General features: G+C 71.1%; 18 protein-coding genes. 14 read left to right on the top strand and 4 right to left on the bottom strand.

Annotation, left to right across the window (positions count from 1 at the left end; translation table 11 throughout):
• The first annotated feature begins 8 nt into the window (after nucleotides 1–8).
• From AB0M03_RS34715 to mshC, 3 genes are all read left to right on the top strand, one after another.
• Complete coding sequence (locus AB0M03_RS34715) at nucleotides 9–572, top strand: DUF3090 domain-containing protein (protein ID WP_363499391.1); 564 nt, start codon at nucleotides 9–11, stop codon at nucleotides 570–572.
• Nucleotides 573–646: 74 nt separating this feature from the next.
• Nucleotides 647–1,414, top strand: coding sequence for an SCO1664 family protein (locus tag AB0M03_RS34710; protein WP_363499402.1), 768 nt, complete (start codon nucleotides 647–649; stop codon nucleotides 1,412–1,414).
• A 146-nt stretch (nucleotides 1,415–1,560) separates the two neighbouring features.
• A complete protein-coding gene (gene mshC / locus AB0M03_RS34705; protein WP_363499389.1) occupies nucleotides 1,561–2,790 on the top strand; it encodes a cysteine--1-D-myo-inosityl 2-amino-2-deoxy-alpha-D-glucopyranoside ligase in 1,230 nt (409 codons plus the stop codon).
• 132 nt (nucleotides 2,791–2,922) lie between these two features.
• Here mshC and AB0M03_RS34700 read toward each other — a convergent pair whose 3' ends face one another.
• Nucleotides 2,923–3,891, bottom strand: coding sequence for a PAC2 family protein (locus tag AB0M03_RS34700; protein ID WP_363499387.1), 969 nt, complete (start codon nucleotides 3,889–3,891; stop codon nucleotides 2,923–2,925).
• Nucleotides 3,892–4,189: 298 nt separating this feature from the next.
• Nucleotides 4,190–4,315: a hypothetical protein gene (locus AB0M03_RS34695; RefSeq protein ID WP_363499385.1), complete on the bottom strand. Its 126-nt coding sequence runs from the start codon at nucleotides 4,313–4,315 to the stop codon at nucleotides 4,190–4,192.
• A 33-nt stretch (nucleotides 4,316–4,348) separates the two neighbouring features.
• Here AB0M03_RS34695 and AB0M03_RS34690 point away from each other — a divergent pair, with 33 nt between their 5' ends.
• From AB0M03_RS34690 to AB0M03_RS34655, 8 genes are all read left to right on the top strand, one after another.
• A complete protein-coding gene (locus tag AB0M03_RS34690; protein WP_363499383.1) occupies nucleotides 4,349–5,362 on the top strand; it encodes a LacI family DNA-binding transcriptional regulator in 1,014 nt (337 codons plus the stop codon).
• Nucleotides 5,363–5,851: 489 nt separating this feature from the next.
• Complete coding sequence (locus tag AB0M03_RS34685; protein ID WP_363499381.1) at nucleotides 5,852–10,144, top strand: discoidin domain-containing protein; 4,293 nt, start codon at nucleotides 5,852–5,854, stop codon at nucleotides 10,142–10,144.
• 451 nt (nucleotides 10,145–10,595) lie between these two features.
• Nucleotides 10,596–11,993: an extracellular solute-binding protein gene (locus tag AB0M03_RS34680; RefSeq protein WP_363499379.1), complete on the top strand. Its 1,398-nt coding sequence runs from the start codon at nucleotides 10,596–10,598 to the stop codon at nucleotides 11,991–11,993.
• Nucleotides 11,994–12,070: 77 nt separating this feature from the next.
• Nucleotides 12,071–13,015, top strand: a complete 945-nt coding sequence (locus AB0M03_RS34675) for a sugar ABC transporter permease (RefSeq protein WP_363499377.1) — start codon at nucleotides 12,071–12,073, stop codon at nucleotides 13,013–13,015.
• A gap of 15 nt (nucleotides 13,016–13,030) precedes the next feature.
• Nucleotides 13,031–13,915, top strand: a complete 885-nt coding sequence (locus tag AB0M03_RS34670) for a carbohydrate ABC transporter permease (protein ID WP_363499375.1) — start codon at nucleotides 13,031–13,033, stop codon at nucleotides 13,913–13,915.
• Nucleotides 13,916–13,947: 32 nt separating this feature from the next.
• Nucleotides 13,948–15,561 (top strand): alpha-amylase family glycosyl hydrolase, encoded by a 1,614-nt coding sequence (locus AB0M03_RS34665; protein WP_363499373.1) that lies wholly within the window; start codon nucleotides 13,948–13,950, stop codon nucleotides 15,559–15,561.
• Nucleotides 15,562–15,596: 35 nt separating this feature from the next.
• Nucleotides 15,597–15,959, top strand: a complete 363-nt coding sequence (locus AB0M03_RS34660; RefSeq protein ID WP_363499371.1) for a DUF1304 domain-containing protein — start codon at nucleotides 15,597–15,599, stop codon at nucleotides 15,957–15,959.
• Complete coding sequence (locus tag AB0M03_RS34655) at nucleotides 15,956–16,513, top strand: TetR/AcrR family transcriptional regulator (RefSeq protein ID WP_363499369.1); 558 nt, start codon at nucleotides 15,956–15,958, stop codon at nucleotides 16,511–16,513. The genes AB0M03_RS34660 and AB0M03_RS34655 overlap by 4 nt, the downstream gene beginning before the upstream one ends.
• A gap of 21 nt (nucleotides 16,514–16,534) precedes the next feature.
• Here AB0M03_RS34655 and AB0M03_RS34650 read toward each other — a convergent pair whose 3' ends face one another.
• Both AB0M03_RS34650 and AB0M03_RS34645 read right to left on the bottom strand, forming a co-directional pair.
• On the bottom strand, nucleotides 16,535–17,071 hold the full coding sequence (locus AB0M03_RS34650) for a GNAT family N-acetyltransferase (protein ID WP_363499367.1): 537 nt from the start codon (nucleotides 17,069–17,071) through the stop codon (nucleotides 16,535–16,537).
• Nucleotides 17,072–17,124: 53 nt separating this feature from the next.
• The gene (locus tag AB0M03_RS34645; protein WP_363499365.1) at nucleotides 17,125–18,177 is read right to left on the bottom strand and encodes a hypothetical protein; all 1,053 of its coding nucleotides are present in this window, start codon (nucleotides 18,175–18,177) and stop codon (nucleotides 17,125–17,127) included.
• Nucleotides 18,178–18,335: 158 nt separating this feature from the next.
• On the opposite strand from AB0M03_RS34645, the gene metH reads away from it, so the two are divergent.
• From metH to AB0M03_RS34630, 3 genes are all read left to right on the top strand, one after another.
• On the top strand, nucleotides 18,336–21,854 hold the full coding sequence (gene metH, locus AB0M03_RS34640; protein ID WP_363499364.1) for a methionine synthase: 3,519 nt from the start codon (nucleotides 18,336–18,338) through the stop codon (nucleotides 21,852–21,854).
• Between the two features lie 160 nt (nucleotides 21,855–22,014).
• A complete protein-coding gene (locus tag AB0M03_RS34635) occupies nucleotides 22,015–22,716 on the top strand; it encodes an HAD family phosphatase (RefSeq protein WP_363499362.1) in 702 nt (233 codons plus the stop codon).
• A gap of 318 nt (nucleotides 22,717–23,034) precedes the next feature.
• Complete coding sequence (locus AB0M03_RS34630; RefSeq protein WP_363499360.1) at nucleotides 23,035–24,642, top strand: ABC transporter substrate-binding protein; 1,608 nt, start codon at nucleotides 23,035–23,037, stop codon at nucleotides 24,640–24,642.
• Nucleotides 24,643–24,773: the final 131 nt, after the last annotated feature.

Here is a 24,773-nt window from a genome sequence, read left to right as displayed (position 1 = left end):
GCGAGAGAGTGCCCCGTCAGGTCTTCTTCTACGACCAGCCAGAGCGGTTCGTGGCCGGCACCGTCGGCCAGCCCGGATCCCGGGCGTTCTACCTGCAGGCCAGCGCCCGGGGCCGGATCACCAGCGTGCTGCTCGAGAAGGCCCAGGTGGCCGCGCTCGCCGAGCGCGTCGAGGAAGTCCTCGACGAGGCGTTGCGGCGCAGCGGCGGCTCGGCGTCGATCCCCGCCGTCGCCCCCGCCGAACTGCTCGACAGCGCCCCGCTGGACCTGCCGCTCGACCAGGAGTTCCGGGTCGGCACCATGGCGCTCGCCTGGGACAGCGTCGACGAGCGCCTCGTCGTCGAGGCCCAGGCCCTGGTCGAGGACGCCGAGGAGGACGACACCGACCTCTACGAGGACGACGAGAACGGCCCCGACATGCTGCGGGTACGGCTCACCGGCGCCATGGCCCGGGTCTTCGCCAAGCGCGCCCTCGAACTGGTCGCCGCCGGCCGCCGGCCCTGCCCCTTCTGCAACCTGCCGCTGGACCCGGAGGGCCACCTGTGCCCGCGCGCGAACGGCTACCGGCGCTGAGCGCGGACGGGCTCCCGGGCACCGACCCGGTCACCAGCGCCGCCCTCGCCGCAGACGCCCCGACCGCCCTCGCCCTGCTGCGCGGCGGCGAACTCGCCGTGCACGGCCGGCTCACCGACGCCTCCAACGCGGTCCTCTACTGCACCGTGACGCTGGACGGGACCACCGCCCCCTGCGTCTACAAGCCCGTCGCAGGCGAACGCCCGCTCTGGGACTTCCCCGACGGCACCCTGGCCGGCCGGGAGACCGCCGCCTACGAGGTCGCCGCCGCCACCGGCTGGGCGCTCGTCCCACCCACCGTGCTGCGGGACGGCCCGGCCGGGCCCGGCATGGTCCAACTCTGGGTCGAACCCGACCCCGCGGCCCCCGAACTCCTCGACCTGCAGGACCCGGACCGCCCCGAGGACGGCTGGCTGCCCATCGTCCGCGCCGAGATCGAGGGCGGCCGCACCGCCCTGCTCGTCCACCGCGACGACGAGCGGCTGCGCCGGCTCGCCGTCCTCGACGCCGTGCTCAACAACGCCGACCGCAAGGGCGGCCACTGGATACCCGCGGCCGACGGCCGGATCTACGGCATCGACCACGGGGTGACCTTCAACGTCCAGGACAAGCTGCGCACCCTGCTCTGGGGCTGGGCCGAACAGCCGCTCACAGCGGAGGCCGTGGAGGTGCTCGGCCGGCTCGCCGCCGACCTGACCGGCGCGCTGGGGGAGCGGCTGCGGCCGCACCTCACCGCCGCCGAACTGGACGCCGCCGCCCGGCGGGTCGACGCCCTGCTGAAGACCGGACGCCACCCGCTGCCCTCGCCGCACTGGCCGTCCATCCCCTGGCCGCCGGTCTGACACCGGCCGGGGGCCTTCGGATGCAGGGGCCGCGGGGGCGACGGAGGCCGCAGGTGCGGAAGGGTTCGTTCCGCCCAGGGAAGGAATCCGGCCGATCCCGAGTACTGGTTAGCCTTTCAAATGATCGCCCGGTTAGAGTCAGAACCATGCATGCCTGGCCCGCCTCCGAGGTTCCCGCCCTGCCTGGTCAGGGGCTCCCCCTTCGTGTCTTCGACACCGCCACGAGCAGTGTCCGCGAGGTCGTGCCCCAGGGCCCGACCGCCCGCCTCTACGTCTGCGGCATCACCCCGTACGACGCCACCCACCTGGGCCACGCCGCCACCTACAACACCTTCGACCTGGTGCAGCGGGTCTGGAAGGACGCCGGTCACGACGTCCTCTACGTACAGAACGTCACCGACGTCGACGACCCGCTCCTGGAGCGCGCCGTCGCCACCGGACAGGACTGGACGGAGCTCGCCGCCCGCGAGACCGCCCTCTTCCGCGAGGACATGACCGCCCTGCGGATGCTCCCCCCGGCCCACTACATCGGCGCCGTCGAATCCATCCCGTGGATCGTCCCGCTGGTCAAGCAGCTGCTGGCCACCGGCGCCGCCTACGAGCTGGACGGCGACATCTACTTCTCCGTGGACGCGGACCCGCGCTTCGGCGAGGTCTCCCGGATGGACCGCGAAGCCATGCTGCCGGTCTTCGCCGAGCGCGGCGGCGACCCGCAGCGCCCCGGCAAGAAGCACCCGCTCGACGCCCTGCTCTGGCTCTCCGCCCGCCCCGGCGAACCCGCCTGGGACACCGAACTCGGCCACGGCCGGCCCGGCTGGCACATCGAGTGCGTCGCCATCGCCCTCAAGTTCCTCGGCATGTCGTTCGACATCCAGGGCGGCGGCAGCGACCTCTCCTTCCCGCACCACGAGATGGGCGCCGCCCACGCCCAGGTCGTCACCGGCGAGCACCCCTACGCCCAGGCGTACGTGCACGCCGGGATGGTCGCGCTGAACGGGCACAAGATGTCCAAGTCCCGCGGGAACCTGGTGTTCGTCTCCGCACTGCGCCGCGAGGGCGTCGACCCGGCCGCGATCCGGCTCGCCCTGCTCGCCCACCACTACCGTGCCGACTGGGAGTGGACGGAGCGCGACCTCGCCCAGGCCGAGGAACGGCTCGCCGTATGGCGCGCGGCCGTCTCCCGGCCGGACGGGCCGGCGGCGGAGGGGATGCTCGCCGAGGTGCGGGCCGCCCTGGCGGACGACCTCGACGCACCCGCCGCACTGGCGGCCGTGGACCGCTGGGCCGCCGCACAGGCCGCCGACGGCGGCGAGGACACCGGCGCCCCGGGCCTGGTCTCCCGCACCGTCGACGCCCTCCTCGGCGTGGCGCTGTAATTCGGGCAGGACGGAACAGGGGCGCGGGGACTGCGCGCCATCGGAAGACAATCAACGGATTTCTTCCGATGGCGCGCAGTCACCGCGCCCCTCAGTGGTTGACCTGACTCGTGGGCTCGACCGCCCCTGGGGTCAGCCCTCTTCGTCCTCGCCCTTGTCGTCGTCCTCGTCCTCGTCGTCCTTGTCGGGCTTGGACTCGGGGGGTTCGGGGCGTTCGGCCGTGGCGTGGCCGGAGACGGGCTTCTCGCCGGTGGGGCCGAGGTTCTCGCGACGGCGGAGGTAGCGCTCGAACTCCCGGGCGATGGCGTCGCCGGACGCCTCCGGCAGCTCCGCGGTGTCCTGGGCCTCCTCCAGCTGCTGGACGTACTCGGAGACCTCGCTGTCCTCGGAGGCCAGCTGGTCCACGCCGAGCTGCCAGGCGCGGGCGTCCTCGCCCAGCTCGCCGGGCGGGATCCGCAGGTCGAGCAGGTCCTCCAGCTTGTTGATCAGGGCCAGGGTGGCCTTGGGGTTCGGCGGCTGGGCCACGTAGTGCGGGACGGCGGCCCAGAGCGTGACGGCCGGCACCCCGGCGTGCGCGCAGGCCTCCTGGAGGACGCCGACGATGCCGGTCGGGCCCTCGTACTTGCTCTCCTCGAGGTCGAGCCTGCGGGCCAGTGCGGCGTCCGAGGTGACGCCGCTGACCGGCACCGGGCGGCTGTGCGGGGTGTCCCCGAGGAGTGCGCCGAGGATGACCACGAGTTCGACGCCCAGCTCGTGGGCGAAGCCGAGCAGCTCGTTGCAGTAGGAGCGCCACCGCATGCTCGGTTCGATGCCGCGGACGAGCACGAGGTCGCGCGTGCGGGGTTCGTTGACCCGGACCACCGACAGGCGGGTGGTCGGCCAGGTGATCCGCCGTACGCCGCCGTCCAGCCAGATGGTCGGGCGGTTGACCTGGAAGTCGTAGTAGTCCTCGGCGTCGAGCGCGGCGAACACCTTGCCGCCCCAGGTGTCGTCCAGGTGGCCGACGGCGGCCGAGGCGGCGTCGCCGGCGTCGTTCCAGCCCTCGAAGGCGCAGATCATCACCGGGTCGATCAACTCGGGAACGTCTTCCAGCTCGATCACCCAGCGTCTCCCTCCGTCGGCCGGTGCCGCCCCCCTCCCGGTCGGTGGACCGGTGGCCGGCTGCCGGCCTGTCGAACGTCGCGTGGAACGCCCCGCTCCACGGTCCCTACCTGCCCAGCCTACGGGCTTTGATGCCTGTACAGGCCCGAGTGGGAAGCCTATCCGAGCGCGGCGGCCGACACGCTCGGTAGGTGGCCGGAGGACCGTCCGGCGGCCTTCGGGCGGCAGGACTCCCGGAGCGGCGGCGTGATCGCGTGGACCCACTCGCCGGCGCCGCCCCGGCGCGCCCCGTGGTCGTCTAGGCGGGCCGGACGTCGGCGAAGCGGAAGCCCTGCTCGGCGGACTGATGCTCGATCAGATCGTCCGGAGCGTCGCTGAGCGCGTCGAGGCGAGCGGGAGTGGCAAGCTCTGCAAATTCACGCAAGCGGTTTGCGTTTTTTGCCTTACACTCGCAGCCATGACACGACGACTTGCCGAAGTGGCCAAGAAGGTCGGGGTGAGCGAGGCCACCGTCAGCCGGGTGCTGAACGAGAAGCCGGGCGTCTCCGAGGCGACGCGGGCGGCAGTGCTGACCGCGCTCGACGTGCTCGGGTACGAGCGGCCCACCCAGCTGCGCGGCGAGCGTGCCCGGCTGGTCGGCCTGGTGCTGCCCGAGCTGCAGAACCCGATCTTCCCGGCCTTCGCCGAGGTGGTCAGCGGTGCACTGGCCGGCCAGGGCTTCACCCCGGTGCTCTGCACCCAGACCGCGGGCGGCGTCTCCGAGGCGGACTACGTGGACCTGCTGCTGGAGCAGCACGTCTCCGGCATCGTCTTCTTCGGCGGCCTGTACGCCCAGGGCGACGCCCCGCACGAGCACTACGACCGGCTGGCCGAGCGCAGCCTGCCGACGGTGCTGCTCAACGCCGCCATCGAGGACCTGGACTTCCCGCGGGTCTCCTGCGACGACGCGGTCGCCGTGGAGCAGGCGGTCGGCCACCTGCACCAACTGGGCCACCGGAAGATCGGCCTGGTGCTGGGCCCGGCCGACCACGTGCCGTCCCAGCGCAAGCTCGCGGCCGCCCGTGCGGCGCTGGCCAAGTCCGGTGTCGAGCTGCCGGACGTGCACGTGGAGCGGGCCCTGTTCAGCCTGGAGGGCGGGCAGGCGGCGACCACCCGGCTGCTGCGCCAGGGCGTCACCGGCGTGGTCTGCGCGAGCGACCCGCTGGCGCTCGGGGCCGTCCGCGCGGTGCGCCGGGCCGGCCTCTCGGTGCCGGACGACGTGTCGGTGATCGGGTACGACGACTCCTCGTTCATGATGTGCACCGACCCGCCGCTGACCACGGTGCGCCAGCCCATCGAGGCGATGGGCCGGGCGGCGGTGGAGCTGCTGGTGGGGGAGATCGCCGGGGTCAAGGTGACCCACGACGAGCTGCTCTTCGAGCCGGAGCTGGTGGTCCGCGGATCGACCGCGCCGGCGCGCGAGCGGGGCTGAACGCCGCCGCTCCGGACCTCCTGACGGACTGACGGACCCAGGGCGGGCACTTCGGTGCCCGCCCTTTTTCGTGTGCCCGCGCACGGTCCGATCCGTTGACATGCCTGTAGCACCTCTGTAACTCTTGGCTGCCATCACGCAAAAGCTCAACACATCAACGTCATATTCGTGATTCCTTCTGCAACTTCCCTCGCGAAGGCAGGACCACCATGGGAATCTCGCGCCGCTCGCTCCTCCTGACGGCTGCAGCCGCCTCCACGGCCGGGCTGCTGCCCACCGCGGCCACCTTCGCCCAGTAGCGCCCGTCCTGCCGGAACACCGGCCCCGCGCACCGGGGCGGGAGGACGGACCCACCACAGACTTCGGACCGCCGCACACCCGGCGGCCCGATCCGGGGCATGCCCCGGCGCACCCCGAGGGGTGCTCGCGCGGCGGAGCCGGGGGCCGCCACGCCGCGCACCGCAATGACACCCGAGACAGAGGGACGCAATGAGACCCAAGCGCACACTGCCGCGGCTCGGCGCCGCGACGGTCGCGACCGGACTGCTGCTGATGGTGATCGGGCCGGTCGTACCGGCCCACGCCGCCGGCGGTCCGAACCTCGCGGCCGGCAAGACCGTGACCGCCAGCAGCTCCACCGGCGCGCAGGTCGTCGGCAACGTCAACGACGGCAGCCAGGACACCTACTGGGAGTCCGCCAACAACGCGCTGCCGCAGTGGGTCCAGGTCGACCTCGGCAGCCCCACCGCCATCGACCGGGTCGTACTGAAGCTCCCCGCGAGCTGGGGATCCCGCAACGAGACCCTGACCCTGCTCGGCTCCACCGACGGCTCGAACTTCTCCACCATCGTCGGCTCCGCCGCCCAGTCCTTCGACCCGGGCGCGGGCAACACCGTGCGGCTCGACTTCGCCTCCACCACGACCCGTTTCGTCCGGGTCGGCGTGACCGCCAACACCGGCTGGCCGGCCGCCCAGATCTCCGAGCTGGAGGTCTACGGCTCGACCAGCGCCTCCGGCAACCTGGTGCGCTCGGTCAGCGCCAGCAGCTCCAATGCGCCGTACGCGGCGAACAACGCGGCCGACGGCAACACCGGCACCTACTGGGAGAGCTCCAACAACGCTTTCCCGCAGTGGTACCAGGCCGACCTCGGCTCCGCCGTGCCGGTCAACAAGCTGGTGCTGCGCCTGCCCTCCGGCTGGGAGACCCGCAGCGAGACGCTGAAGGTCCAGGGCTCCACCGACGGCAGCAACTTCACCGACCTGGTCGCCTCCGCCGCGTACACCTTCAACCCGGCCACCGGGAACAGCGCGACGATCAACCTGAGCACGACCACCACCCGGTACGTGCGGCTGTCGTTCACCGCCAACAGCGCCTGGCCCGCCGCCCAGCTCTCCGAGTTCGAGGTGTACGGCCCGAGCAGCGGTGACACCCAGGCGCCCAGCGCGCCGGGCGGCCTGGCGTACACCCAGCCCGGTTCCGGCCAGATCAAGCTGACCTGGAACGCGGCCACCGACAACACCGGCGTCACCGGCTACGACGTCTACGCCAACGGCGAGTTGCTGACCAGTGTGGCCGGCAACGTGCTGACGTACACCGACAGCCGCCCCGACAGCGCCACCGTCTCGTACTACGTGAAGGCGAAGGACGCAGCCGGCAACCAGTCCGCGGCCAGCAACACCGTCACCCGCACCGGCCAGAGCGGTGACACCCAGGCGCCCAGCGCGCCGGGCAGCCTGGCGTACACCCAGCCCGGTTCCGGCCAGATCAAGCTGACCTGGACGGCGTCCGGCGACAATGTCGGCGTCACCGGCTACGACGTGTACGCCAACGGCTCGCTGCGCGCCGGCGTCGGCGGCTCGGTGCTGACCTACACCGACAGCCAGCCGGACACCGCGACCGTCTCGTACTACGTGAAGGCGAAGGACGCGGCGGGCAACCAGTCCGACTCCAGCAACACCGTGATCCGCACCGGCCGGCCCGGTGGCAACGGCACCAACCTGGCGGCGGGCAAGCCGATCACGGCCAACTCCTCCGTCTTCACCTTCGTGGCGGCCAACGCCAACGACAACGACGTGACCAGCTACTGGGAGGGCGCGGGCGGCAGCTACCCCAACACCATCACCGTGGCGCTGGGTTCGAACGCCGACACCCAGCAGGTGGTGCTCAAGCTCAACCCGGCCTCCGCCTGGAGCGCCCGCACCCAGACCGTCGAGGTGCTGGGCCGCGAGCAGAGCGGCTCGGCCTTCACCACCCTGGTCGCCGCGAAGCCGTACAACTTCGACCCGGCCTCCGGCAACACGGTGACCATCCCGGTCACCGCGCGGGTCGCCGACGTCCAGCTGAAGATCACCAGCAACACCGGGTCCAGCGCCGGCCAGGTCGCCGAGTTCCAGGTGGTCGGTGTGCCGGCCCCCAACCCGGACCTGACCGTCACCGGCACCACCGTCTCCCCGGCCGCCCCGGTGGAGACCGACGCCCTGACCCTCGCCACCACGGTGAAGAACCAGGGCAGCGCGGCCTCCGCGGCCACCTCGGTCAACCTGTACCTGGGCTCCACCAAGGTCGGCACCGCCCAGGTCGGCGCGCTCGCCGCCGGTGCCTCCAGCACCGTCAACGTGAGCGTCCCGGCGCAGAACGCGGGCAGCTACCAGCTCTCCGCCAAGGTCGACGAGGCCAACGCCGTCATCGAGCAGGACGAGACCAACAACACCTGGACGGCCGCGAACAACCTGGTGGTCGACCAGGTGGCGAGCTCCGACCTGGTCGCCTCACCGGTCTCCTGGTCGCCGTCCAACCCGGCGGCCGGCAACACGGTCAACTTCTCGGTGGCGATCAAGAACCAGGGCACCTCGGCCGCCGCCTCCGGCACGCACGGCATCACCCTGACCGTGCTGGACGCCCAGGGCAACACGGTCAAGACACTGACCGGCTCCTACAGCGGCGCGATCGCCCCCGGCGCCACCACCTCCCCGGTCTCGCTGGGCAGTTGGACGGCCGTCAACGGCAAGTACACGGTGAGGACCGTGATCGCCACCGACAGCAGCGAGCTGCCGGTCAAGCAGGCCAACAACACCAGCAGCCAGGGCCTGTACATCGGCCGCGGCGCCAACATGCCCTTCGACACCTACGAGGCCGAGGACGGCGTGCTGGGCGGCGGGGCGGCCGTGGTCGGCCCGAACCGCACCATCGGCGACCCGGCCGGCGAAGCCTCCGGCCGCAAGGCCGTGACGCTCAACTCGACCGGCTCCTCGGTGGAGTTCACCACCAAGGCGGCCACCAACACGCTGGTGACGCGCTTCTCCGTCCCGGACGGTGCGAGCGGCGACGGCACCAACGCCACGCTGAACGTCTACGTCGACGGCACCTTCCTCAAGGCCGTCGACCTGACGTCCAAGTACGCCTGGCTGTACGGCAGCGAGACCGCGCCCGGCAACTCGCCCGGCTCCGGCGGCCAGCGCCACATCTACGACGAGGCCAACCTGCTGCTCGGCACCACCGTGCCGGCCGGCCACAAGATCAAGCTGCAGAAGGACTCGGCCAACACCAGCCAGTACGCGATCGACTTCGTGAGCCTGGAGCAGGCCACCCAGATCGCCAACCCGGACCCGGCGAAGTACGTCGTCCCGACCGGCTTCACCCACCAGGACGTGCAGAACGCCCTGGACAAGGTCCGGATGGACACCACCGGCAGCTACGTCGGCGTCTACCTGCCCGCGGGCAACTACGAGACCGCGAACAAGTTCCAGGTCTACGGCAAGGCGGTCAAGGTCGTCGGCGCCGGCCCCTGGTTCACCCGGTTCCACGCGCCGTCGAGCCAGAGCAACACCGACGTCGGCTTCCGCGCCGAGGCCACCGCGAACGGCTCGACCTTCTCGGGTTTCGCCTACTTCGGCAACTACACCTCGCGGATCGACGGCCCCGGCAAGGTGTTCGACTTCTCCAACGTCGCGAACATCACGATCGACAACATCTGGACCGAGCACATGGTCTGCATGTACTGGGGTGCCAACACCGACAACATGCGGATCACCAACTCGCGGATCCGCAACACCTTCGCCGACGGCATCAACATGACCAACGGCTCCACCGACAACCTCATCTCGAACAACGAGGCGCGGGCCACCGGTGACGACTCCTTCGCGCTGTTCTCCGCGATCGACGCCGGCGGCGCCGACGAGAAGAACAACGTCTTCGAGAACCTCACCGCCATCCTGACCTGGCGCGCGGCGGGCATCGCGGTGTACGGCGGCTACGCCAACACCTTCCGCAACATCTACATCGCGGACACCCTCTGCTACTCCGGCGTCACCATCTCGTCGCTGGACTTCGGCTACCCGATGAACGGCTTCGGCGCCTCGCCCACGACGGACCTGCAGAACATGACGATCGTCCGGTCCGGCGGCCACTTCTGGGGCCAGCAGGTCTTCCCGGCGATCTGGGTCTTCTCGGCCTCCAAGGTCTTCCAGGGCATCCGGGTGAGCGACGTCGACATCGTCGACCCGACCTACAGCGGCATCATGTTCCAGACCAAGTACACCGGCGGTCAGCCGGAGTACCCGGTGAAGGACACCGTCTTCACCAACGTCTCGATCACCGGCGCCGAGAAGAGCGGCGACGCCTTCGACGCCAAGTCCGGTTACGGCATCTGGGCCAACGAGATGCCCGAGGCGGGCCAGGGCCCGGCGGTGGGTGAGGCGGTCTTCAACAACCTCACCATGAGCGGCAACTCCAAGGACATCCAGAACACCACGTCCACCTTCAAGATCACCGTCAACCCGTAGCGATTGCGCAAACGAAGCAGGGCGGCCGCCCCACGGCCCGTCCTGCTTCGGCGTTTCCTGCGGCCGTTTGCAGGCCCTGGAGGGCCGTCCGGGCGGCCTTCCGCGCGGGACCGGTCGCCACCAGGCCCCGAAGGGCCTCCAAGGCGCCGTGCGGTGCCCTTTCCGGGGTGATGTGCAGGCCGGGGGCGGGATGCGACGGCCGGCTGGCAGTCGCAGACCTGCAAGTCTGCAGTCAGATTTTTGCGAAATTCCGTCGACATCTTGTGGGCGTCTGTCGAGGCTGGTTAAGTAGTCGACACCGGCCGGCGCTGCTGCCAGACGCAGCGACCGAGCCTCGGCCTCGCACGCTTCCCCGGCTCCCGGACGTCTTCCGGGGTCGGCCCCCACCGGAAATCCACGGGCACCCCCGCGCCCAGGCGCAGCCCGCACGTGCTTGAAAGGGTCCATCCGCATGACCAGAGACCGGCTCCTCCGCAGAACCGTCGCCCTCGCCGCCGCCGCGGGCCTCGCCCTCACCGCGGCCGCGTGCTCCTCCGGCTCCGACAGCGGCAACTCCGGGGACTCCGGCAAGCCCGCCGCCAGTGCCACGCTCGACCCGAACACCAAGGTCACCATCAGCATCGACTGCCAGCCGCCGACCACCAAGCCGGCCGAGCGCAAGCAGTGGGCCGAGGACGTCGCGGCGTTCAACAAGCTCTACCCGAACGTCACGATCAACTCGAAGGACGCCTCCCCCTGCGAGGAGCCCGCCTCCTTCACCGCGCAGCTCAAGGGCAAGACCCAGCCCGACGTCTTCTACACCTACTTCACCGACCTGGACCAGGTGCTCGACGCCGACCAGGCCGAGGACATCTCGAGCTACGTCAACGAGCGGACGGTGCCCGCTCTCAAGGACATCGACCCGTCGGTGATGAAGACCCTGACCTCGGAGGGCAAGCTCTACGGCCTGCCCACCACCAACTACAAGATGGGCCTGCTGTACAACCGCAAGCTCTTCAAGCAGGCCGGCCTCGACCCCGAGAAGCCGCCGACCACCTGGGCGGAGGTCCGCGAGGCCGCCAAGAAGATCGCGGCGCTCGGCAACGGCGTCAACGGCTACGGCGACTACAGCGCCACCAACCAGGGCGGCTGGCACTTCACCGCCGAGCTGTACGGCCTCGGCGGCTCGATGACCACCGAGGACGGCAAGAAGGCCGCCTTCAACACGCCCGAGGGCAAGCAGGTCCTGCAGAACCTGTACGACATGCGCTGGACCGACAACACCATGGGCGCCGCCCAGAGCCTCAAGTGGCCCGACCTGATGACCCAGATGTCGACCGACAAGCTCGGCATGTACATCGGTGCGCCGGACGACATCACCTACATGGTGCAGACCCTCAAGGGCAACTACGAGGACTACGGCATGGGCCCGATGCCCGGCGGCAAGGGGGCCCTGCTCGGCGGCGCCGACTACATGTTCAAGAAGGGCTCCACCCCGGACCAGATCAAGGCCGGCATCGCCTGGGTCAACTTCAAGTGGCTGACCATGGGCAAGGGCCAGTTCGACTACGCCCGCACCAAGGCCGACGGCCTGCCGGTCGGCCTGCCGCAGCCCTTCCTGTTCGGCGGCGCCACCCTGGACGCCGACAACAAGGCCAAGGCCGCCAGCGCCACCGTTCCGGTGCAGAACTACGCGCCGTACCTGGCCACCGCGGTGCCCGGCAAGACCGAGCCGGCCAACGCCCAGCAGATCTACAAGGTCCTCGACGGCGCCGTCTCCGCCGTCCTGACCGACAGGAACGCCAACGTCGACAAGCTGCTCTCGGACGCCGAGAGCCAGGTCAACCAGGTGCTGGCGAACCTCCAGTGACGGCCCGTGGGGGCCGGCCGGCGGGCCGGCCCCCACGCACGCCCGAGCCACACCCCCGACCGACCAGGAGTGACCCCATGGCAGCGATCAGCGTCTCCGCCCGCCGGAAGACCGAGCCACCGGCGCAGGCCAACCCCTCGCAGGGCCGCGCCGCCCTCCGTCAGCGCCTCCGCAGGCACCTCACCGGCCATGGCTTCCTGCTCGGTGCCCTGCTGTGCTTCGCCTACTTCTCGTGGTACCCGATGGTCCGCGAAGTGATCATGAGCTTTCAGAAGACCAAGCGCGGCAGGACCACCTGGGTCGGCACGGAGAACCTGGAACGCATCTTCGCGGACCCGGACTTCTGGCACGCCTGGCGCAACACGCTGCTGTTCACGGTGCTCGCCCTGGTGCTCGGCTTCGCGGTGCCGTTCGTGGTCGCCGTCCTGCTCAACGAACTCCGCCACGCCAAGGCCTACCTGCGCATCCTGGTCTACCTGCCGGTGATGCTCCCGCCGGTCGCCTCGGTGCTGCTCTTCAAGTACTTCTACGACCCCGGCTACGGCCTGTTCAACGCCGTCCTGAAGTCGCTCCACCTGCCGACCTCGGCCTGGCTCAACTCGCCCACCACGTCCATGCTCTCCGTCGTCATCGCGGCGACCTGGATGAACATGGGCGGCGCCACCCTGATCTACCTGGCCGCCCTCCAGGGCATCCCGGGCGAGCTCTACGAGGCCGCCGAACTCGACGGCGCCGGCCTGCTGCGCCGGATCCGGCACGTCACCATCCCGCAGACCCGGCTGATCCTCTCGCTGCTCCTGCTGCTGCAGGTCGTCGCCACCATGCAGGTCTTCGTCGAGCCCTACCTGCTGACCGGCGGCAACGGCCCGCAGAACTCGACGCTGACCGTCGTCAACCTCATCTACCAGTACGCCTTCAGCTTCAACAACTACGGCAGCGCCTCGGCGCTCGGCCTGGTCATGCTGCTCGTACTCGCCGGCTTCTCCGCGCTCTACGTGCGCCTGAGCCGCACCAACGACTAGGACGGGAGCCCCGCCATGGCCGACACCTCGACCCGTACCCTGATCTCCGAGACGCAGCTGAACCGCCCGCTCGGCAGGGCGCTCTACTGGACCGTCCTCGTCCTGGTGGTGACCGCGTTCACCCTGGTCTTCCTGGGCCCGCTCTACTGGCTGGTGACCGGCGGTCTGAAGTCCACCCAGGAGGTCATCCAGAACCCGCCGACCTTCTTCCCCGAGCAGATCCACACCGAGACCTACGCCGAGGCGTGGTCCAAGCTCAACATGGGCCGGCTGCTCTTCAACACGCTGTACTACGCCTTCGGCGCGCTCGCCTTCCAGCTGGTCTTCGACGTGGCCGCGGCCTACGCGCTCTCCAAGCTGCGGCCCATCCTCGGCAACGTGATCCTGGGGATGATGCTGGCGACCCTGATGATCCCGTCCACGGTGCTGATCGTCCCGCAGTACCTCACCGTGTTGGACCTGCCGCTGCTGCACATCAACCTGATCAACACGCCGTGGGCGATCTGGCTGCCCACCGTGGCCAACGCCTTCAACATCTTCCTGCTGAAGCGCTTCTTCGACTCCGTGCCGGAGGAACTGCTGGCCGCCGCCGCCATCGACGGCGCGACGCCGCTGCGGGCGCTGTGGTCGATCGTGCTGCCGATGTCCCGGCCGATCCTCGGCGTGGTCTCCATCTTCGCGGTGGTGAACGTCTGGAAGGACTTCCTGTGGCCGCTGCTGGTGCAGCCGGACCCGAAGAACCAGCCGCTCAACATCGGCATCAACTCGCTGTCCATCGGCGTGCCGCAGAACGTCGTGATCGCCGCCCTGGCCGTCGCCTCGGTGCCGACGATCGTGTTCTTCCTGATCTTCCAGCGCAACATCATGGCCGGCCTGACCTCGGGCGGGCTCAAGGGCTGACGGCCCGTCATTTCTCGAAAGGACTACCCACCGTGGCACAGCAGCCCGACCGCCGGGACTGGTGGCGAGACGCGGCGATCTACCAGGTCTACCCGCGCAGCTTCGCCGACGGCAACGGCGACGGCACCGGTGACCTGGCGGGCATCCGCGCCCGGCTCCCGTACCTCGCCGAACTCGGCTTCGACGCCGTCTGGTTCAACCCGTGGTACCCCTCCCCGCTCAAGGACGGCGGCTACGACGTAGCCGACTACCGCGCCATCGATCCGGTGTTCGGCACCCTGCAGGAGGCCGAGAAGCTGATCGCGGAAGCCCGCGACCTGGGCATCCGCACCATCGTCGACATCGTGCCCAACCACGTGTCCGACCAGCACCCGTGGTTCCGGGCGGCGCTCGCGGCCGGCATCGGCAGCCCCGAACGGGAGCTGTTCCACTTCGCCGAGGGCCGCGGTGAGAGGGGCGAACTGCCGCCCAACGACTGGAAGTCGGAGTTCGGCGGCTGCCCCTGGACGCGGATCGCGGACGGTCAGTGGTACCTCCACCTGTTCGCCACCGAGCAGCCCGACCTCAACTGGGCGCACCCGCTGGTCCGCCAGGAGCACGAGGAGATCCTCCGCTTCTGGTTCGACCGCGGCGCCGCCGGCGTCCGGATCGACTCGGCCGGCCTGCTGACCAAGGAACCGGGCCTGCCCGACTTCGAACCCGGCGTCGACACCCACCCGTTCGTCGACCGCGACGACCTGCACGGGATCTACCGCTCCTGGCGGGCGATCGCGGACTCCTACGAGGAGCCGCGCGTCCTGATCGGCGAGATCTGGGTGCCCGACACCGAGCGGTTCGCCCGCTACCTGCGCCCGGACGAGCTGCACACCGCCTTCAACTTCGACTTCCTGGCCCGCCCGTGGTCGGCCGCCGAACTGCGCGCCTCGATCGACGGCACGCTGGCCGCGCACGCCCCGGTCGGCGCACCCGCCACCTGGGTGCTCGCCAACCACGACGTCACCCGCACGGTCACCCGGTACGGCCGCGAGGACACCCGCTTCCGGTTCGCCGCCAAGCGCTTCGGCACCCCGACCGACCTCGAGCTCGGCCTGCGCCGGGCCCGCGCCGCCGCCCTGCTCTCGCTGGCCCTGCCCGGCTCGCTCTACCTCTACCAGGGCGAGGAGCTCGGCCTGCCCGAGGTCGAGGACCTGCCGCTGTCGAGCCTGCAGGACCCGATGCACTTCCGCTCCGGCGGCACCGACCCCGGCCGCGACGGCTGCCGCGTCCCGATCCCGTGGTCCGGCACCCTCCCGCCGTACGGCTTCGCCGCGGACGGCACCGAGCCCTGGCTGCCGCAGCCGGCCGGCTGGGGTGCGCTCACCGTGGCCGCCCAGACCGGCGACCCGGACTCGATGCTGGAGCTCTACCGGGCGGCGCTGCACCTGCGCCGCGAGCGGATCGCCGGCGGATTCGGCTGGCTGACCTCCGCGCCCGAGGTGCTCGCCTTCGCCCGGGCGGACGGCTTCGGCTGCCTGGTGAACCTCGGAGAAGCCCCGGCCGCACTGCCCGAAGGGGCCGAGCCGGTGCTCTCCAGCGGCCCGCTCGCCGAGGACGGGGTGCCGTCCGACACCGCCGTCTGGTTCGAGATCCTGGACACTCGTCTATGATTGCTGGACAGTTGTCCATGAAATCGGAGTGACCCATGCACACGGCGGCGAACGTCCTGGTCGGCCTGGTGGCCGCACTGCACGCGTACATCCTGGTCCTGGAGATGTTCCTCTGGGAGCGCCCCCCGGGCCGGAGCCTGTCCGGCTTCGACGCCGGACTCGCCAAGGCCACCGCGCCGCTCGCCGCCAACCAGGGCCTCTACAACGGCTTCCTGGCGGCCGGCCTGGTCTGGGGCCTGATCGCCGCCGACCCGGTCGGCCACGACGCCCAGGTCTTCTTCCTGTCCTGCGTGGTCGTCGCGGGCCTGTACGGCGGCGCCACCGCCAACCGGCGCATCCTGGTCGCCCAGGCGCTGCCCGGCGCGATCGCCCTCGGCGCCGTACTGGCTGCCGGATGAACGACCCCCGCGCCGAACGCACCCGGGCCGCCCTGCGGGCCGCGCTGCTCGCCGAGTGCGGGGAGCAGCCGCTCTCCGAACTCAGCGTCTCCGCCGTGGTCCGCCGCGCGGGCCTCGGCCGGGCCACCTTCTACCTCCATTACGAGGACCTCCGGGCGCTCGCCGTCGACGCCTGCGGGGAGGTGGTCGAGGCGGCCGTGGACGCCCTGCACGACTGGCGCGGGCCGGTCGACCCGGCCGCGCCGCCCGCCGCACTCACCGCCTTCCTCGCGGACGCCGCCGGGCACGCCGCGCTCTACCGCGCCCTGCTCGACCCCGGCGGGGGCGGCCCGCTCGGCGACCTCATGCACCAGCGGCTGCGGGAGCGCAGCCGCACCGAACGCGAGCGGGCCGGCGCCCCGCACGCCGACACGGTGGCCTCCGCGGTCGCCGCGGCCTTCACCGGCCTGCTCGCCGACTGGCTGCACGGACTGGTCGACGCCGACCCGCCGGTCTTCGCGGGCCGGGTCTGGCGCCTGCTGATCGCCCTGCACAGAGCTCCGCTGGACGGATAGCGGGTCCACCCGGGGCCGGCCCTACGGCAGGTTGCGGGCGTAGATCCAGTCGAGGCCGTCCTCGCCGATCTCGTCGAGGTGGCTCGCGCGGACCAGGCCGGCCTTCAGGGCGACCCGCTGGGAGGGCAGGTTGTCCGGCCGTATCCGGGCGATCAGCGGGAGGCCGGGCAGGGTGGCGCCCGCCCAGGCGACCACGGCCGAGGCGGCCTCGGTGGCGACACCGCGACCCCAGGCCGCCGGGTGCAGTCGGTAGAAGAGGTTGAGGGCGGTCATTCCGCTCAGGGCGGTCGGCTTCACCCCGCAGAAGCCGAGCGGCTGCCCTTCGGTGCGCCCCCGGACCACCCAGTAGCCGTACCCGTTGGCCCGCCACTTCTCGTCCCAGCGGCGGAACAGCCACTCGGCCTCGGCGCGGGTGCGCAGGGCGTCCGAGGGGTTGTGCCGGCAGGACAGCGGGTCGCGGTGGACGGCCAGGATGATCTCCGCGTCCTCCGGCACCGGCCGCCGCAGCACCAGGTGATCGGTCGTCAGTTCCTCGGCGCCCAGGACGGGTTCTGTCATGGCCGCAGCCTAGGGCATGGCCGGCGAGCCCCGGAACCTTCCCTGACGTCCCGTCAGAAGCACCAGCCCCTCCGGTAGGCCTCCCAGTCGGCGGGGGTGGCGGTGAAGTCGACGTACAGGGCGAGGCCGAAGGCCTGCCGGCCGCCCCGGCCGAGGGCGAGCCGGGCGCCGCGGACGGCGGCCTCGACGGTCTCGGCGGAGCCGCGGTGGCCGAAGTCGTCCTCCCAGTAGGCGGGCAGCCCCATCAGCAGGTCGACGCCGGCGGGGGTGGCCTCCAGGGCCAGTTCGGTCTGCTGGGCGACGTAGCCGCCGTAGAGCGACTCGATCGGCATGGCGGTGTCGTAGGACATCACCGCGATCTGGTCGACCCGCCGGGCGACCCGGCCGAAGTACTCCTGCGACCACCACTTGCCGTGGTCGGCGACGGCGAGGCCGACGTTGTGGAGCCCGGGCAGCGGGTCGATCTGCGGGGCGGCGACGGAGAGCGGCACCTCGGCGGCGGCGGTGACGGGCCGCACCTGGTCCAGCAGGGCGAGGAAGCCGACCGAGTCGGAGCGCACCGGTTCGAGGTCGAAGTGGATGCCGTCGAAGCCGAGGGCGAGGGTCTGCCGGGCGGCGGCGGTGATCCGGTCGCGGACCTCGGGGCGGTCCAGGTGCAGGCCGTCCTTCTCCGGGGCGACGACGTCGCCGAGCCAGGCCTGCACCCGCAGTCCGGGTAGCTGCCGGTGGACGTCCTCGACGAAGCGGCGGGCCTGCGGGGAGCGCCCGGCGTCCAGCGAGCCGTCGTGCTCCAGCGGTCCGGTGTGCACGTAGAGGTCGTGGATGCCGGTGCCCGCGATGCGGGCGGCGAGCGCGGCGAGGTCGGCGTCGGTGCGGCGGCCGTCGACCCAGGCGTGGCCGAGCCAGACGGCGTCGCGGCCCCGGGTCCTGGCCTCGGCGGACGGTTCGCCTACGTACTGGATGCGCAGCGCGGCGGCCGCGCCGCCCACCGGAAGGAGCAGCAGGGCGAGGGCGGCCAGCGCGGTGACCGCGTACCTGCGGCGCCGCGTCCATCCGCGCCATCGGGCCCGTGCCCGGCCTGCTGCTGCCGTGGTCCTGCGTGGCACTCCGTACCCCTCCCGTCCCGGCCGTTCAGGTGGACAGGACGCCCAGGATGCGGAATGGGTTCCGTGGCTGTGCGGGTGTCCGGATACCCTGACGGCGTGCATCCCCGTTCACGGAGGGGACGCATAGCCGACAGCCGTCGCACCCAGGGAGTCGCCCCATGGCCACCGTCGTCCCCTCGTCCGCCGCAGCAGCCGCCCACCAGGAGCGTGCGAACGCCCTCCGCGAAGCCCTCGCCACCCGTGTCGTGGTGGCCGACGGCGCGATGGGCACCATGCTGCAGGCGCAGGACCCGACCCTGGAGGACTTCCAGCAGCTGGAGGGCTGCAACGAGATCCTCAACGTGACCCGCCCCGACATCGTGCGCTCGGTGCACGAGGCGTACTTCGCCGTCGGCGTGGACTGCGTGGAGACCAACACCTTCGGCGCCAACCACGCGGCGCTCGGCGAGTACGAGATCGCCGACCGCATCGTGGAGCTGTCCGAGGCGGGTGCGAGGCTCGCCCGGGAGACCGCGGACGCCTTCACCGCGCAGGACGGCCGCACCCGCTGGGTGCTCGGCTCGATCGGCCCCGGCACCAAGCTGCCGACCCTGGGCCACACCACCTTCGAGGTGATCCGCGAGGGCTTCCGGCAGAACGCGGCCGGCCTGATCGCCGGCGGCGCGGACGCGCTGCTGATCGAGACCAGCCAGGACCTGCTGCAGACCAAGGCCTCCGTGCTGGGCGTCAAGCAGGCGCTCGCCGAGGCGGGCCTGGACCTGCCGGTGCTCGCCCAGGTGACCGTGGAGACCACCGGCACCATGCTGCTCGGCTCCGAGATCGGCGCGGCGCTGACCGCCCTGGAGCCGCTGGGCATCGACTACATCGGCATGAACTGCGCCACCGGCCCGGCCGAGATGAGCGAGCACCTGCGCTACCTGGCGAAGAACGCCAAGGTCGGCCTGTCCTGCATGCCCAACGCCGGCCTGCCCGTCCTCGGCAAGGACGGCGCGCACTACCCGCTGAGCCCCGAGGAGCTCGCGGACGCCCACGAGACCTTCGTCCGCGAGTACGGCCTGTCGCTGGTCGGCGGCTGCTGCGGCACCACCCCCGAGCACCTGCGGCACGTGGTCGAGCGCGTCCAGGGCCGCCCGGTGACCGCCCGCGACCCGCGGCCGGAGGCGGCCGCCGCCTCGCTGTACCAGTCGGTGCCGTTCCGCCAGGACCTCTCCTACCTGGCGATCGGCGAGCGGACCAACGCCAACGGCTCCAAGAAGTTCCGCGAGGCGATGCTGGCCGAGGACTGGCAGGCCTGCGTCGAGATCGCCCGCGACCAGATCCGGGACGGCTCGCACCTGCTCGACCTGTGCGTCGACTACGTCGGCCGGGACGGCGTCGCCGACATGAAGGAGATCGCCACCCGCCTGGCGACCGCCTCCACCCTGCCGCTGGTGCTGGACTCCACCGAGCCGGAGGTGCTGCGGGCCGGTCTGGAGGCGCTCGGCGGCCGCGCGGTGCTCAACTCGGTCAACTACGAGGACGGCGACGGCCCGGAGACCCGCTTCGGCCGGATCGCCTCGCTCGCCCGCGAGCACGGCGCCGGTCTGATCGCGCTGACCATCGACGAGGAGGGCCAGGCCCGCACCGCCGACAAGAAGGTCGCCATCGCCGAGCGGCTGATCGACCAGCTGACCGCCGAGTACGGCATCGACGAGTCGTCGATCCTGGTCGACTGCCTGACCTTCACCCTGGGCACCGGCCAGGAGGAGTCCCGCCGGGACGGCATCGAGACCGTCGAGGCGATCCGCGAGCTGAAGCGCCGCCGTCCGCAGGTGCAGACCACCCTCGGCCTGTCGAACATCTCCTTCGGCCTCTCGCCGGCCGCCCGCGTGGTGCTGAACTCGGTCTTCCTGCACGAGTGCGTGGAGGCCGGCCTGGACTCGGCGATCGTGCACGCCTCCAAGATCCTGCCGATCGCGCGCATCCCCGAGGAGCAGCGCGAGGTCGCGCTCGACCTGGTGTACGACCGCCGCCGGGACGGCTACGACCCGCTGCAGCGCCTGCTGGAGCTCTTCGAGGGCGTCTCCTCGGCCTCGGTGAAGGCCTCCAAGGCGGAGGAGCTGGCGGCACTGCCGCTGGAGGAGCGCCTGCAGCGGCGGATCGTCGACGGCGAGCGCAACGGCCTGGAGGCCGACCTGGACGAGGCCCTGACGGCCCGTCCGGCGCTGGAGATCATCAACGAGACGCTGCTGGCCGGCATGAAGGTGGTCGGCGAGCTGTTCGGCTCCGGCCAGATGCAGCTGCCGTTCGTGCTGCAGTCGGCCGAGGTGATGAAGACCGCGGTGGCCCACCTGGAGCCGCACATGGAGAAGTCCGACACGGAGGGCAAGGGCACCATCGTGCTCGCCACCGTCAAGGGCGACGTCCACGACATCGGCAAGAACCTGGTCGACATCATCCTGTCCAACAACGGCTACAACGTGGTCAACCTGGGCATCAAGCAGCCGGTCTCGGCGATCCTCGAGGCGGCACAGGAGCACAACGCCGACGTCATCGGCATGTCGGGCCTGCTGGTCAAGTCCACGGTGATCATGAAGGAGAACCTGGAGGAGCTGAACCAGCGCGGCCTGGCCGCCGACTTCCCGGTGATCCTCGGCGGCGCCGCGCTGACCCGCGCCTACGTCGAGCAGGACCTGCACGAGGTCTACCAGGGCGAGGTCCGCTACGCCCGGGACGCCTTCGAGGGCCTCAAGCTGATGGACGCCCTGGTCGCGGTCAAGCGCGGGGTGCCCGGTGCCGCACTGCCCGAGCTGCGGCAGCGCCGGCACGCCCGGGTGGAGGTGGAGGAGGTCGAGGAGGTCAACCTCGGCCAGATCCGCTCCGACGTGGCGCTGGACAACCGGGTGCCGGCGCCGCCGTTCTGGGGCGACCGGATCGTCAAGGGCATCCCGTTCGCGGACTACGCCTCCTGGCTGGACGAGGACGCGCTGTTCAAGGGCCAGTGGGGCCTGAAGGCCTCGCGCAACGGCGACGGCCCCTCGTACGAGGAGCTGGTGGAGACCGAGGGCCGGCCGCGGCTGCGGATGTGGCTGGACCGCCTGCAGACCGAGGGCTGGCTGGAGCCCGCCGTCATCTACGGCTACTTCCCGGCCAACTCCAAGGGCGACGACCTGATCGTCTACAACGAGGACGGCTCCGAGCGGACCCGCTTCACCTTCCCCCGCCAGCGCCGCGGCCGCCGGCTCTGCCTCGCCGACTTCTTCCGCCCGGAGGACTCCGGCGAGCGCGACGTGATCGCCCTGCAGGTGGTCACCATGGGCAACCGGGTCTCCGAGGCCGCCAACGAGCTGTTCGCCGCCAACGCCTACCGCGACTACCTGGAGCTGCACGGCCTGTCCGTGCAGCTGGCCGAGGCGCTCGCCGAGTTCTGGCACGCCCGGGTCCGCTACGAGCTCGGCTTCGGCGACGAGGACCCGCAGGACGTCCGCGACATGTTCGCCCTCAAGTACCGCGGCGCCCGCTTCTCGCTGGGCTACGGCGCCTGCCCGGAGCTGGAGGACCGCGCCAAGATCGCCGAGCTGCTGAAGCCGGAGCGGATCGGCGTGGTGCTCTCCGAGGAGTTCCAGCTGCACCCCGAACAGTCCACCGACGCCCTCGTGATCCACCACCCCGAGGCGAAGTACTTCAACGCCAGGTAATCCGTCCGCTGCGTTCCGTTCGGCACATTTCCGGTCGGCGGGCGTATCCTGAATGATCCTGAACGGGCCGGTCCGCTCACCAGCGGGCCGGCCTGTGCCATCCCCGGCTCCGTCCGGCGACCGGCGCGGACGCGCCCCACCCCAGGCGAAGGGACCTGCCATGACGACCATCTCGACCATCACCGAAAGCCTCGGCGGCACCGGCGGCGGCCTCCGGGCCGTACTGCTCGACATGGACGGCACGCTCGTCGACACCGAGGACTTCTGGTGGCAGGCCGAGGCATCGCTCTTCGCCGAGTTCGGGCACGCCCTCGACGAGGCCGACCGGGCCCACGTCGTCGGCGGCCCGATGACCCGGGTGATCGACTACCTGCTGGAGCGGACCTCCGTGCCGCTCACCCCGGCCGAGCTGACCGTCCTCATCAACCAGCGCTTCGTCGACCTGCTCGCCGGCGGCGTGCCGCTGATGCCCGGCGCCGAACGGCTGCTCAACACGCTCGCCGCGCACGGCGTCCCGGCCGCCCTGGTGTCCGCCTCGCACCGGCACGTCATCGACATCGTGCTGCGCAGCCTCGGCAGCCACCACTTCGCCTTCAGCGTCGCCGGCGACGAGGTGCCGCGCACCAAGCCGCACCCCGACCCGTACCTGGCCGCCGCCGCCCGGCTCGGTGCCGAGCCCGCCCGCTGCGTGGTCATCGAGGACGCGCCGACCGGCGTCCTGGCCGCCGAGGCGGCCGGCTGCCCGGTGATCGCGGTGCCCTCGGTCGCCGCGATCGAACCCGGCCCGGGGCGCACCGTGCTGGCCTCCCTGGAACAGGTCGACCTGGAGCTGCTCCACGCCCTCACCGCCGTCCGGGTGTGAGTTCGATCTCTTTTCCGAGGGGCGTCCGTCTCGGGCTGCGGCGCTGTGGCGACGGACCGTACTGGGCCTGACGGTCAAATCGGACATTGGCCTACAGATCGTCGGGTTGCGGGACCCGTCGGTCGGTGTCGGACCCGATACCTCGCGCACACGTGCGACGGCAGTACGTGGTCGATATGGCACGCTACTTCCGGTCATTCCCCGAAAAGGGGACAACGGACCGTCACCGAACGCGCACCCCACCCCGGGCGCGGCTCGTGGCGGCCCCTACCGGCGCCTCCCCACAAGCCCGGCCGCACGGAGAAGGAACAGTCCCGCATGTCTTCAGCCCACCGCCTGGCCGTGCTCGGCTGCGCCGTCATGGTCGTCTCCTCGGCCGCCGGATGCGCCTCCGCGACCAAGGCCGTCACCGGCAAGGACTCGCCGTCCACGATCACCATGGGCACCACCAACGTGACCAGCGTGCTCGACCCGGCGGGCGCCTACGACGCCGGTTCCTGGCTGGTGCTGAACAACACCTTCCAGTCGCTGCTGAGCTTCCCGCCCGGCGCGACCGTGCCGCAGCCCGAGGCCGCGCAGTCCTGCGGCTTCACCGGCGGCGAGGCGAAGACCTACGAGTGCACCCTGCGCTCCGGGCTGAAGTTCTCCAACGGCCACCCGATGACCTCCGAGGACGTCGTCTTCTCGGTCCAGCGGATGCTGAAGATCAACGACCCGAGCGGCCCCGCCTCGCTGCTGTCCACCATCAAGTCGGTGGAGGCCAAGGGCGAGAACAAGGTGGTCTTCCACCTCAGCGCGCCCGACGCGGTGCTCCCGGCCAAGCTCGCCTCGGCGGCCGGCTCGATCGTCGACCACCAGGTCTTCCCGGCCGACGCGCTGCTCGCCAACGACAAGCTGGTCGGCTCCGGCCCGTACAAGATCGACTCGATCGCCGCGATGGACGGCGGCGAGAACCCCGGCAAGATCACCCTCTCCGCCAACAGCGAGTACAAGGGCGACAACAAGCCGACCGCCGGCAAGTTCGCGCTCCGCTACTTCAACGCGCCGGACGAGCTGAAGACCGCCCTGGAGAAGGGCGACGTCGACCTCGCCGACAACAGCCTGGAGCCCTCCGCCGGCGCCAAGATCAAGAACGACGAGATCGCCGGCAAGGGCGACCTCAAGGTGGCCCAGGGCGAGAGCGCCGAGACCCGCTACCTGGTCCTCAACACCAAGGACGCGGTCACCGGCAACCCGGCCGTCCGCCAGGCGATCGCCCAGATGGTCGACCGCAAGGCGCTCGCCCGCACCGTGTACGCCGGCACCGTCCAGCCGCTGTACTCCCTGGTGCCGGCCGGCATCACCGGCCACAACACCTCCTTCGCCGACCGCTACGGCGACCCGAACGTCGAGAAGGCGAAGAAGATCCTCTCCGCCGCGAAGGTCTCCACCCCGGTCAAGATGACCCTGACCTGGTCGCGCGCCCGCGCCGGCGCCGCCGAGATGGAGCAGCTGAAGAAGGACCTGGAGGCCGGCGGCGTCTTCCAGGTGGACGTCAAGCAGGAGCCCGACTGGAAGAAGTACCAAGAGGGCTGGAAGGCCGGCAGCTACCAGGCCTACACCGTCGGCTGGACCCCGGACTACGCCGACCCGGACAACTTCGTCAGCCCGATCGTGGTCGACGGCGGCGCCTTCCACAACGGCTGGGACGACGAGCGGATCAGCGGCAGGCTGGTGCCCGCCAGCATCAAGCTGACCGACCGCACCGCCGGCGGCGCCTACGCCCAGATCCAGAACATCGTCGCCGAGGGCGTCCCGGTGATCCCGCTGTTCCAGGCGAAGTCCTTCTACGCCTCGCGCAACGACATCACCGGCGTCGACGCGACCGTCGACACCACCGGCGTCTTCCGGTTCTGGGAGATCGGCCGCACCGCCGCCCAGAAGTGACCGAACGGCGACGGCCCGCCCCTCCGCAGCGGAGGGGCGGGGCCGGGGCCGTACGGGGGCCGGGACGCGGCGGGTTAGGAGAGAGCCCGGGGGTGCGGAACAGCGGGGGGGAGGGGGAGAGTGTGTTCTGG

The sequence above is a fragment of the Kitasatospora sp. NPDC051914 genome, from assembly GCF_040680995.1.
GTDB lineage: Bacteria > Actinomycetota > Actinomycetes > Streptomycetales > Streptomycetaceae > Kitasatospora.
The sequence above is the reverse complement of the archived record's forward strand: the minus strand, read 5'-3'. Positions and strand labels throughout refer to the sequence as shown.